This is a genomic window from Kitasatospora sp. NPDC097643, from assembly GCF_040302625.1.
In the GTDB taxonomy this organism is placed as follows: domain Bacteria; phylum Actinomycetota; class Actinomycetes; order Streptomycetales; family Streptomycetaceae; genus Kitasatospora.
The window spans coordinates 1-11,838 of sequence record NZ_JBEOSA010000120.1; the positions used below are offsets into that span (position 1 = coordinate 1).

Here is an 11,838-nt window from a genome sequence, read left to right on the forward strand (position 1 = left end):
GGTGCACCGCCAGGCCCATGCACGCGACGGCGCTGAAGTGGGCGGTGGCGGTCGGCGAGCCCGCGGGCCGGCGCCACACACCGCTCGAAGTGCTCAGCCGACCTTGACCAGCTTCCACTGCTGCTGGGTGCCGCCGTTGACGGTCCACTGGATCGCCGGCTGGGCGTCCACCGTGCTGTTCCCGTTGTCCAGCGCCATGCCGCTCACCCGGTTGGTGAGCCGGTAGGAGCCGCCGCCCAGCGCGGTGATGCCCCACTGCTGCTGGTTGCTCCCGTTGTCGGGCTGCTGGGTCAGCCCGGCGCCCGCCGTCCTGCTGCCCCCGTTGTCGAGGGCCATGCCGCTGCGGAGGCACACCAGCTTGTAGCGGCCCGCTTCGAGGCCGGTCAGCCGCCACTGCTGCGGCGCGCCGCCGTTGAGGGTCCACTGGATCACCTGGCCGCCCGCCGTGGCGGTGTTGCCGTCGTCGAGGGCCTTGCCGCTGCGCGCGCAGACCAGCTCGTAGACGCCGTCGGCGACGACCGCCGGCATCCCGGTGACCTCGACCACCACGACCGAGTCGTTGGCGTCGGGGGCGGTGGCGGGCACCGAGACGTTGATGGTGCCGCCGCTGACCGTGCAGGAGAGCGAGGCCGTCGGGTTGCTCATCAGGTAGGCGCGGTTGATGGTGTTGGCGACCAGCGGGATCTGCAGGGTGCCGTTGCTCGGCCAGCTGAAGACGTGGGCGAAGAGCTTGCCCTGCTTCCTGGTGAACTTCCCCCAGGACGGTTCGTCGGTGAAGGGACTGCCGATGGTTCCGTGGATGCTGTCGCTGTTGGTGGCCATCCAGCCCGCCAGGCCCTGGAGGATGGTGACGGACCCCGGGGTGGGCGTGCCGTCGCCCTTGGGGCCGATGTTGAGCAGGTAGTTGCCGTCCCGGGAGGCCACCGTGACGAGCTCCTGGGTGATCGCCTGGAGGGACCGGTAGGAGTTCTCGGCCCAGGAGGTGTACCCCCAGGCGCCGTTCATCGTGGCGCAGGTCTCCCAGGGCCGGCCGAGGGCTTCGGCCGGGACGGTCTGCTCCGGGCAGGCGAAGTCGCCGAGCCCCACGTCCCGCTTGACCCGCTCGTTGACGATGAGGCCGGGCTTGAGGCCGACGAGCCAGTTGTAGAGGTCGGCCCCGTCGGCCGCGGTCCACCAGTCGGTGAGCGTGGGGGTGGCGGGGTTGGCGCACCAGTCGCCGTCGAACCAGAGGACGGCGGGGTCGTACGCGGTGAGCAGTTCCTGCAACTGTGCCTTCATGTCGCTGATGTAGCCCGCTCGTGCGCTCAGCGACGCCATGTCGGTGTAGTTGGTGGTCTGGTTGACGGTCTGCGAGCGGTGGTTCCAGTCCATGATCGAGTAGTAGAGCCCGAACTTGATGCCGCGGGCGTCGCACGCCTTCTTGAGCGCGGCCAGCAGGTCGCTCTGGTAGGCGGTGTACTTGGGCAGGGTGTACGGCTTGCTGCCGGTGGTGTCGGTGAAGCTCGCCACCTTCGAGTCGTACATCGCGAAGCCCTCGTGGTGCTTCGCGGTGATCACCAGGTACTTCATGCCGGCATGGAGGGCGAGGTCGGCGATGGTGTCGGCGTTGAAGGCGGTCGGGTTGAAGGGCGCCGACACCTGGGCCTGGTAGTTGGCCTTGGTCCAGTTCTCGGTGGAGAAGGCCCACTCGCCGTGTCCGTGGTAGCTGTACGACCCGAAGTGGATGAACATCCCGAAGCGGGCCTGGTACCACCAGTCCATCTTGGACGGCACGGTGTAGGCCTGCGCGGTGCCGGGCCGGAGGACCTGGGGCAGGCCGAAGGCCACGGCGCCCCCGGCGAGGGCGGCGGCTCGGATCAGTTGGCGGCGGCTCAGCTGGTCGGGCATGTACGGCTCCTCCGGTGGGGGTGGGTGGGGGGTGTGCCGCTTGCTGCTGCGAATCGCCTGCCGGCGGTGGCGTTCCTGCCCGGGAGCACTGAGGTGGTGGCGGCGGCCGTGGCCGGCCGGGCAGGTCCGCGCGCCCAGGAGCAGAGCGCGGTCGGTGAGCGGCGGTCGTCAGTTTATGTGTCAACTTCGCGGCCGGGAAGCTCAGTCCCGCGTATCGATCCGATGAATGTGTACCTCTCGGACGACCTCCGCGCGCAACGTCCGACCGATCGACGAGTGGGACAGGCCCTCAAATCCTGGGTCCGAACCGAGCGCGACTGCGCTGACCTGCCATTTCACCGACTTCGCGACAGGATCCCGAGGCCGGCGGGAAGTTGACTCGATTCCAGCGCGAACGCCGGACCGCCAACAATCATCGGACATATTGCCGTCCGGTGTCTTGACAGGCCACTCCGGCGGCCGGGATACATGTACATGACTCGCGGAGCCACCCGATAGCGAGCATTCCAGGACAAACGGAGCAGCCATGTCACGATCCATCAGCCGGAGAAGTGTGCTCACCGGCCTGGCAGTTGCCACCGCCGCCACCGCCATCGGACCCGGCGGCGCCCGGGCCGAAGCCGCCGCGGTCGAGGGCGATCCGCTACCCCTCGTCCCGCTGCGCATACCGAAGCTCGACCAGGGCACCTGGCAGCAGCCGGACAGCAGGATCCAGTGGATGCGCGACAACAAGCTGTCCATGTTCATCCACTGGGGCGTCTACTCGGCACCGGCCCAGGGCGAGTGGTACATGTTCGCCTCGAAGACCAAGCCGGCCGCCTACCGCGCGCAGTACGCCGGCACCTTCGCCGCCCAGTCGCACTCCTTCGACCCCGCCGCCTGGGCCAATCTGGCCCGCGACCTCGGCGCCGCGGAAGTGGTTCTGACGACCCGTCACCACGACGGCTTCGCCCTGTGGCCCAGCGGCCACCCCAACGCCTGGACTTCCGCCGACGCCGCGTTCCCGGCCGGTACGGACTTCGTCAAACGCTACGTGGACGCCGTGCGCGCAGCCGGCCTGCGGGTCGGGCTCTACTACTCGCCGATCGACTGGCGCTACCCCGGCTACTACGACGTGGGCGGCGCGAAGCCGCCGAGCCCCGCCCTCACCTCCGACTGCGTGCTGCCGGGCGGCAGCCCGTACCCGTGGAACTACGAGGGCATCGATCCGGCCGGCTTCGACTACCACGAGAACGCCCGGACCATGAAGAACGAGGTGTACCAGTCCGTCAAGGAGCTGGTCACCGACTACGGCGCGGTCGACGACATCTGGTGGGACGGCGGCTGGCTGGCGCAGCAGGGTACCGACGCCGACGGGTCGTTCTTCTGGGAGCCCGGGCAGTACCGCGATCCGGGCAACGGCTGGCCGGTGGACACCGCGTACGGCGAGAACGAGTCCGGCACCGGCAGGCCGCTGGGGCTCACCGGCCTGGTACGCCGGCACCTGCCGAACGCGGTGGCCAACTCGCGTTCGGGGTGGGTGGGCGACTACGACATCGACGAGGGGTTCGGTGTGCCGAGCGGGCCGATCCGCTACGGCCGCCTGGTCCAGAAGGCGTTCAGCGTCTCCGGCGGCACCTGGGCGTACAGCGGCGACTACGCGATGTCCTTCTCCTCGGCGATGGCCATGCTGGTCAACTGCTTCATCCGCGACATGTGCGTGATCCTCAACGTCGGCCCGGACGCGACCGGCGCCGTCCCGAGCAAGCAGGTGGCGGTCGTCCGCCGGCTCGGCGGGTTCATGAGCGCCAACCGGGAGGCCCTGTACGGCACCCGCGGCGGACCGTGGAACCCGGTGGACGGCCAGTACGGCTTCACCTTCAACGACAGGACCGTCTACGCGCACCTGCTGACCGGCTACAGCGGCGGCAGCAGCTTCACGAGCCCGTCGCTGGGCGACGCCAAGGTCACCGCGGTCTACGACGTGGTCACCAGGAACCCGCTCCCCTACGGCATCACCGGCAACAACCGCGTCACCGTCACCGGCATCGACCGCACCCGCTACCCCGACGACACCGTGGTGGCGATCGTGCTCGACCGACCGGTGGTACCCGCGGACATCGCCCGCGGCTGCCCGACCACGGCCGACAGCGTGGAGACCTCGCACGGGAACGTGACCGCCAACGCGGTGGACGGGGACACCTCCACCCGGTGGTGCGCGGCCGACGGCGGCACCGGCCACTGGCTCCAGACCGACCTCGGCTCGGTGCGCCAGGTCACCGGCGCCCGGATCGCCTGGGAGCTGCCGGCCAAGGCCTACCGCTTCCGGGTCGACGGATCCACCGACGGCTCCACCTGGACGACGCTCGCCGACCGGACCGGGAACACCACCGCCGCGCAGGTGCAGGTCCTGACGTTCACGGCCCGGACCCGCTACGTCCGGGTCACCGTCACCGGCCTGGACACCGGCGCCTGGGCGTCGATCCGCTCGCTGGAGGTCTACGACCGCGCCTTCCTGGACCCGTCGGTCTCCGGCGGCACCGCGGCACTCGGCTAGGCCGCACCACCCGCCACTCAGCGGAGATCATTTGCTGAAATGAGTCGTACTCATTTCGAACTAGCCGCTCCCGAAGTGAGTTGGCGGGCGGGCGGCAGGCGCCTCGATCGCCACCGCCAGATAGGGCACTACCTGGGCTTTCTGTCCCAACGGGGGTGCGTCCGGCTCGGCGGAGCCTGACGCACTCCCGTTTCCCTGGTGTTGCGTCAGCGAAAAATAGGGATGTCCATCGCCTTGACAGGGTCGCTCATCTGCCCCGATAAATACCACTCATAGGAGCAGGGTTCGGAGGAGGGACACCCCATGAGACTCATACGCATCGGCGCAACGACGGTCAAGGCGGTCACCGCGGCGACCGTCGTCTTCGCTGCCGTGCTGCCCGTTCAGCCCGCCTACGCGGCCACGACGAACCTGTACGTCGACCCCGTCAACGGCAGTGACAGCAACTCAGGAACCAGTACCGCCTCGGCGTTCCGGACCATCCAGGCCGCCCAGAACGCGGTCCGAGGCGTCAACGCCAACATGTCCGACGACATCGTCGTGAACCTGCGCGGCGGCACCTACCCGCTCACCGCCCCGATCACCTTCGGCACCGCCGACTCGGGCACCAACGGGCACACGGTCGTCTACCAGGCGTACAACGGCGAGACCCCCGTGATCAGCGGCGGCAAGTCGGTCACCGGCTGGACCGCGGCCGCCAACGGCGAGTACAAGGCGTCCGTCGGCACCCTCAACTTCCGGCAGCTGTACGTCAACGGGGTCCGCGCCACCCGCGCCCGCTACCCCGACGCCGGCACCGACTTCAACCTGACGGGCAGCGACACCACCAACAAGCTGCTGAAGGTGCCGGCCTCTCAGACCTCGAACTGGAGCAACCTGAACCAGGTCGAGATGATGCTGGAGACCCAGTGGGGTGAGAGCTACCTGCGGCTGAAGTCGATCAGCACCGCGGGCAGCACCGCCAACATCTCGATCCAGGACCACGAGGCGGGCATCCTGTTCCAGCGTCCGTGGCCGCAGCTCGCCGACAACTCGCCGTTCCACTTCGAGAACGCCCACGAGTTCCTCAACGAGCCGGGCGAGTTCTACGTCGACACGGCCGCGCAGACCCTCTACTACAAGCCCCGCCCCGGCGAGGACATGTCCAGCGCCAACGTGCAGGTGCCGACCGTCCAGACGCTCTTCGACGTCAAGGGCACCAGCCTCGACAGCCCCGCCCACGACCTGCGCTTCTCCGGGATCACCTTCACCCAGACCACCTGGATGGAGCCGACCAACAACGGCTACCTCAACGGCCAGGGCGGCAACTACAACATCTCGGCCAACACCTCCAACCAGCAGTACGTCGCCCGTCCGCCGGCCGCCGTCCAGGCCGCGGACGCCGACCGCGTCTCCTTCACGGGCAACATCTTCACCAAGCTGGGCTCCACCGCGCTCGACCTCTCGCACGGTGTCCACGACAGCAGCGCGATCGGCAACTACATCTACGACATCGCCGGCAACGGCATCATGGTCGGCAAGTTCTCCGACCCGACGGTCGAGTACCACACCATCTACAACCCGCCGACCAGCCCGGCCGGGGAGGACGCCAGGGAGGTGGTCAAGAACGTCACCGTCAAGAACAACCTGATCACCCGGATCGGTGAGGACTACCTCGGCACCGCGGGTATCAACGCGGGCTTCGTCAACAGCACCACCATCGACCACAACGACATCTCCGACTCCCCGTGGGCGGGCATCTCGCTCGGCTGGGGCTGGCAGTCGGCGGCCAACGCCGAGGGCAACAACAGCGTCAGCTACAACCGGATCGGCAACGTGATGAACCGGCTCTGCGACTCCGCCGGCATCTACCACCTGTCGAACGACCCGGGCGCGGTCCTCAACGGCAACTACATCCACGACGTGGTCCGCAGCCCCGCCGCCTGCGCCTCGCCGGTGCACGGCATCTACCTGGACGAGGGGTCGGACAACATGACCGTCTCGAACAACGTGCTGTCGCACACCGACGGGTTCATCAACCAGAACCACAACGGAACCAACGTCACGCTCACCAACAACCAGACTTCCGGTGACGCGGTGATCAAGGCCTCCGGCCTGGAGTCCGGCTACCAGTGGATGACCCTGTGGCCCAACCTCGCCTGGAACAGGACCGCGACCTCCTCGTCGGTCTACGGCACGGGCACTGAGGCCGCCAAGGCCGTCGACAACAACAACTCGACCGGCTGGTCGCCGACCGGCGCCGACACCTCGGCCTGGTGGCAGGTCGACCTCGGCCAGGCCTACCAGCTCGGCCAGTTCGCGCTGACCACCCGTCAGGACCTGGACCAGTCATCGACCCGCGGCAACTTCGAGATCCGGGCCTCCAACGACCCGAACTTCGGCAGCTACACCGTCGTGGGACGCCAGACCGGCACCCTGCCCTACGCCGCGACGCTCACCGGCAGGATCGACGTCCGCCAGGCCTTCCGCTACGTGCGGGTCGCCAAGACCGACGGCCAGTACTTCTTCATCACGGACTTCAGCGTCCAGCAGGCCGGCGGAGCGCAGGCGGTCGCGACCGGCGCCCCGAGCACCAACCCGTCGACGTTCTACACCATCAAGAACGTCAACAGCGGCCAGGTGCTGGACGACTACAACTTCAACACCGCCGACGGCGCGAGCGTCAACCAGTGGCCGAGCACCGGCGGCGCCAACCAGCAGTGGAACATCCTCCCGGTCAGCGGCCAGCTGTACAAGATCGTGAACCGGAACAGCGGCAAGGCCCTCGAGATCCCGTGGTCCAGCCACTGGCGGACCACCGGCGCGGACCAGGTCACCTACAACGGCGGCAACAACCAGCTGTGGTACTTCGAGCCGACCAGCGGCGGCTTCCTGCTCCGCAACTTCGAGAGCAAGCAGGTCCTGGAGGTGACCGGCGCGTCGACCAGCAATGGCGCCACCACCGACCAGTCGAACGCCGTCAACCAGTCCCACCAGGCCTGGACCATCCAGTAACAGGCTGACACCCCACTGACCGTGAGGCCGGAAAGCGCTGCTCAAGCACTGCTCTCCGGCCTCACCGTTTCCAGCAGCGACTCACAGAAGAGGACACCTGCGTGATGCGAAAGTTCTGGGCTCTACCCCTGATCGCGCTCGTCACCGCCGTGCTCGGCGTGACGGTGACCGGTGCGGTCCCCGCCTCCGCCGCCTCCAGCACGCCCCTGCGGGTCATGCCGCTCGGCGACTCGATCACCTGGGGTCTGGGAAGCAGCACCGGCAACGGCTACCGGGGCCCGCTCTGGGACGGGCTCGCGGCGGACGGCCACCCACTGGACTTCGTCGGCACGGGGCGGAACGGTTCGATGTCCGACCCCGACAACGAGGGACACTCCGGCTACCGCATCGACCAGATCGCCGCCCTCGCCGACGCGGCGCTGACCCGCTACCGGCCCAACGTCGTGACGCTGGAGATCGGCACCAACGACTTCAACGGAAACTTCCAGCCCACCACCGCCGGCGCCCGGCTGAAGTCACTGGTCGACCGGATCACCGCCGACGTCCCCGACGCGACCGTCCTGCTGGCCTCCCTGATCGTGTCCACCAACAGCACGGTGGAGCAGTACCGGCCCGGCTACAACCAGGCCATCAGCCAGATCGTGAGCGACGCCCAGGCCGCGGGCAAGCACGTCGCGTACGTCGACATGAGCGCGATGACCACCGCCGACCTGGCGGACTCCCTGCACCCGAACGACGCGGGCTACCAGAAGATGGCCGACGCCTTCCGCCGCGGCGTCCAGACCGCGGACGCCGCCGGCTGGCTGAAGGCTCCCGCCCCCGCCCCCGCCGCCGTGCAGTCCGGGATCGCCGGCAAGTGCATGGACGTCAACGGCGCCGCCAACGCCGACGGGACCGCCGTCCAAACCTGGGGGTGCAGCGGCAGCGGCAACCAGCTGTGGTCCGCCTACACCAACGGCACCCTCCGCTCCCTGGGCAAGTGCCTGGACGCCGCGGCCGGGGGGACGGCCAACGGCACCAAGGTGCAGCTCTGGTCCTGCACCGGCGGCGGCAACCAGGTCTGGCAGCCCTACAACGGCGGCTACCGCAACCCCCTCTCCGGCCGCTGCCTGGACGTGCCGAACTTCTCCACGGCCGACGGGACACAGCTCCAGCTGTGGGACTGCAACGGCGGCTCGAACCAGAACTGGACCACGCTGACCGCCGGATGACGCCCACTTCCGGGACCTGAACGCTTCCGGCGTCCTGGAACGCCGAGCGGCCCCCGTGCCGACCGTCCACTGTGGCGGTGGGTCGCGGGGGCCGCTGGTTCGGTCAGCGACAGCGATTCGGAGCGGGCGGCGTCACTGCTCGGGCAGGCCGGGGGCCGAGTCGGCCTCGCCGAGGGTGTCGCGGAGCCACTGGCCGACCCTGGCGATGTGGACGGTGGCGCAGGCGTGGGCGATGTCCGGGCGGCGGCCGGCGATGGCGTCGAGAAGGCCGCGGTGCTGCCGGCGGGTGCGGTCCACCGCGTCCTCCTCGGTCAGTCCGCGCCGATCCGCGCGCCTGGTCGGGCGCGCCGTACAGGCCCCCGATCAGCGAGAACGGAACGCCGTTGCCGGACCCGGCCGCGATCCGCCGGTGGAACTCCAGGTCGTTGTCGATGAGCTCCTTGTTCGAGCCGACCAGCGGTGGCCACCTGCTCCGCAACCACGAGAGCCGGCAGATCCTGGAGGTGAGCAGCGCCTCCACCGCCAACGGCGCCACCATCAACCAGCCAATGGCCATCAACCAGTCCCACCAGGGCCTGGACCATCCAGTAACAGGGTGACCCCCTCCCGAACAGGCGGAAGCCGCCCCCCTTCGCGAAGGGGGGCGGCTTCCGCCTGTTGCGCGCAGTACGTCAGCGGCAACCGAACCTGACGCTCGCACGCCACGGACGTCAGGACGCGACGTCCACCAGGACCTTGCCGACCGTGCGGCTCTCGACCGCTCGGTGCGCGTCGGCGGTGCGGTCGAGGGGAAAGCGGAGCAGCGGCAGCCCGTGCTCCTCGCCGACCGGCAGCGCGCCGTCGCGCAGTGCGGCGGCGACGTCCTGAGCGGCCGCGGCGCGTGCCTCCGGACCGGCCGTGTAGAGCACCAGGAACTGGAGGCGCGTGTTCAGCACCATGTTCTGCAACACATTCAGTTCGACCGGCTTGCCACCGTCGTTGGCGTAGGTCGCGATCGTGCCGCGGGTCCGCAGCACGGCCAGGTCCAGTGCGAGGTTCGTGCCCAGCGCCACCTCCGCGACGAGGTCGACGCCGTCCCGGGCGACGGCGCGGATCTCGGCGGCCGGGTCGCCCTCGCGGTAGTTGATCACGTGGTGGGCTCCCGCGGCGGTGGCCAGCCGGGCCTTCCGCGGACTGCTGACCGTGCTGATCACGGTGGCGCCGGCCCAGCGGGCGAGCTGGATCACCGCGTGCCCGACCGCTCCGGCCCCGCCCGCGGCGAGCACCACCTTCCCGTCGAGTGCCCCGGGGCTCAGCCGACGCGGCCCGTCCTCCGCGACGGTGAGCGCGCGGTGCGCGGTCAGCGCGGGGACTCCGAGTGCGGCGCCGACATCGAAGCCGGCCTCGTCGGGCAGCGGCACGGCCTGTTCGGCGGGCACGACGGTGAACTCGGCGGCGGTGCCGGTGGGCCGCCCGGCGGCGGCCATGAACAGCCAGACCCGCTGACCGACCCGGCTCCGGTCGACCCCCTCGCCGACGGCGTCGATCGTGCCGGCGCCGTCGAGGTGCGGGGTGACCTCGGCGAAGTGCTTGGGGTGGCCGGCGCCGGAGCGCGCCTGCCAGTCGGTCGGGTTGACCCCGGACACGGCGACCCGGACGCGAACCTCGCCGGGGGCGGGCTCGGGCAGGTCACGGTCGACGAACTGGAGGACGTCGGCGGCGCCGTTGTCCCGGTAGATGATGGCCTTCATGATCCGTCCTCGGAGCCTGGTGGAAACGGTGCCGTCGGCGAACGAAGCGGTCGCGGTGGTCACGACGCCGCCTCCTCGGCCGGTGTTCGCAAGGCGGTGTACAGCAGTTCGGCCTGGTAGAGCGCCATCACCCGGTGGGCGATCGGGACGGCGCGCTCCCGGGCCTCGGCGGGCTCGTGGTGCTCGACCTTGACGAGCCAGGCCGTGACGCAGTCGCGCAGCATCGCGCGCATCCGGTCGGTCATGTCGACGACGATGCCGTGGATGGCCGGATCGGTGGTCGCCTCACCCCAGGTCTGCACGCCGACCCGGGCCGCGGCGGGGTCGATCGCGGCGATCAGGCGGGAGAGCAGTTCGTCGGGGTCCGGCGGGGCGTCAGCCGCGGCGTACTCGCCGAGGACGTCGGCGCGCTCGGCGAGCACCTCGCGGGCGGCGGCCCGGACCAGGTCGGCCTTGTTGCGGTAGTGCGCGTAGATCGAGCCGGCCGAGAGGCCTGACTCGGCGGTGATGTCGGCGATCGAGGTCCGCTCCAGCCCGTTGCGGCTGAAACAACGGACGGCGGCCTCGGCGATCTGGGTACGCCGGAGTTCCTTGCGCGCGTCGGTGAGCCGAGGCATCGCACCTCCCACAAAAGGAATCACGCTTCTTCTTATGGCGGAGATGCTAGCAGAATCGTCGTTCTGTATGTGCTGGGTACATCCCGCGCGAGCAGGCCGGGGACGGCCGCTGACGGCCCGCCATCACACACCGGCGTCGAGCGCTCCCGCACCGGCCCCGGTGGGGTCGACGACGATGACGTCGAGGGTGCGGGGGCCGTGGACGCCTTCGACGCGGTTGAGTTCGATGTCGCTGGTGGCGGAGGGGCCGGAGATGAACGTGAGGGGGCGGGTGGGGCCGAGGCGGGCCAGGGCGTCCGGGACGTCGTCGGCGATCTGTTCGGCCTCGATGATGCAGAGGTGGTAGTCCGGGACGAGGGTGAGGGCGCGGCGGCCCTGGCCGGGGCCGGTGTCGAGGACGATGGTGCCGGTGACGGCGATGCCGGCGGCGGCGAGGGTGAGGGCGCCGTCCAGGGCGTCCAGGGCCGGGACGTCGAGCGGTTCGGTGCGCCATTCCCAGCCGCCGGACGGCAGCAGGTCGGTCGGGAAGCCGTCGGGGACGGCGAGCCGGGTGACACCGCGCGCGGTAAGGGCGGCGGCGATGGCGCCGGGCAGCCCGGCCGGGTCGGTGCGGGTGACGGTGGCGCGGTAGTCGGCGACCCGTTCGGCGAACAGGGCGAGGGTGTCCTCGCCGTCGGCGGTGTGGCCGCGCCGGTAGTCGCGGGGCACGGGCACGTCCTCCGGGGTCTCGCCGCGCGGGACGTCGGCGAGGGCGGCCCGGATCCGGGCGAGGATCGCCTCGCGGCTGCTCATCGCCCCTCCTCTCTGTTCTTGCGCCACCAGGTGCGGAAGGACTCGGCGGGCGGTGCGGGGGTGTCGCGGCT

Annotated in this window: 9 protein-coding genes; 4 read left to right on the top strand and 5 right to left on the bottom strand. The window is 70.0% G+C overall.

The window, feature by feature from the left end:
* Nucleotides 1-93: 93 nt before the first annotated feature.
* Nucleotides 94-1,887, bottom strand: a complete 1,794-nt coding sequence (locus ABTY15_RS38685; RefSeq protein ID WP_350606987.1) for an alpha-L-fucosidase — start codon at nt 1,885-1,887, stop codon at nt 94-96.
* A 526-nt stretch (nt 1,888-2,413) separates the two neighbouring features.
* On the opposite strand from ABTY15_RS38685, the gene ABTY15_RS38690 reads away from it, so the two are divergent.
* The 3 genes from ABTY15_RS38690 (at nt 2,414) to ABTY15_RS38700 (ending at nt 8,628) form a co-directional block, all read left to right on the top strand.
* Nucleotides 2,414-4,423 (top strand): alpha-L-fucosidase, encoded by a 2,010-nt coding sequence (locus ABTY15_RS38690; RefSeq protein WP_350606989.1) that lies wholly within the window; start codon nt 2,414-2,416, stop codon nt 4,421-4,423.
* A 303-nt stretch (nt 4,424-4,726) separates the two neighbouring features.
* The gene (locus ABTY15_RS38695) at nt 4,727-7,417 is read left to right on the top strand and encodes an RICIN domain-containing protein (RefSeq protein ID WP_350606992.1); all 2,691 of its coding nucleotides are present in this window, start codon (nt 4,727-4,729) and stop codon (nt 7,415-7,417) included.
* 104 nt (nt 7,418-7,521) lie between these two features.
* On the top strand, nt 7,522-8,628 hold the full coding sequence (locus tag ABTY15_RS38700) for a ricin-type beta-trefoil lectin domain protein (RefSeq protein WP_350606997.1): 1,107 nt from the start codon (nt 7,522-7,524) through the stop codon (nt 8,626-8,628).
* A 132-nt stretch (nt 8,629-8,760) separates the two neighbouring features.
* Here ABTY15_RS38700 and ABTY15_RS38705 read toward each other — a convergent pair whose 3' ends face one another.
* On the bottom strand, nt 8,761-8,925 hold the full coding sequence (locus ABTY15_RS38705) for a hypothetical protein (protein WP_350607001.1): 165 nt from the start codon (nt 8,923-8,925) through the stop codon (nt 8,761-8,763).
* 134 nt (nt 8,926-9,059) lie between these two features.
* Here ABTY15_RS38705 and ABTY15_RS38710 point away from each other — a divergent pair, with 134 nt between their 5' ends.
* On the top strand, nt 9,060-9,227 hold the full coding sequence (locus ABTY15_RS38710) for a ricin-type beta-trefoil lectin domain protein (RefSeq protein WP_350607004.1): 168 nt from the start codon (nt 9,060-9,062) through the stop codon (nt 9,225-9,227).
* Between the two features lie 111 nt (nt 9,228-9,338).
* Here ABTY15_RS38710 and ABTY15_RS38715 read toward each other — a convergent pair whose 3' ends face one another.
* The 3 genes from ABTY15_RS38715 to ABTY15_RS38725 form a co-directional block, all read right to left on the bottom strand.
* Nucleotides 9,339-10,421 carry an NADPH:quinone reductase gene (locus ABTY15_RS38715; protein WP_350607008.1) on the bottom strand — a complete coding sequence of 361 codons (1,083 nt, stop codon included), beginning with the start codon at nt 10,419-10,421 and terminating at the stop codon, nt 9,339-9,341.
* On the bottom strand, nt 10,418-10,975 hold the full coding sequence (locus tag ABTY15_RS38720) for a TetR/AcrR family transcriptional regulator (protein ID WP_350607010.1): 558 nt from the start codon (nt 10,973-10,975) through the stop codon (nt 10,418-10,420). Before ABTY15_RS38720 ends, ABTY15_RS38715 begins: the two co-directional genes overlap by 4 nt.
* Before the next feature lie 123 nt (nt 10,976-11,098).
* Nucleotides 11,099-11,767, bottom strand: coding sequence for a LutC/YkgG family protein (locus ABTY15_RS38725; protein ID WP_350607013.1), 669 nt, complete (start codon nt 11,765-11,767; stop codon nt 11,099-11,101).
* Between the last annotated feature and the right edge of the window lie 71 nt (nt 11,768-11,838).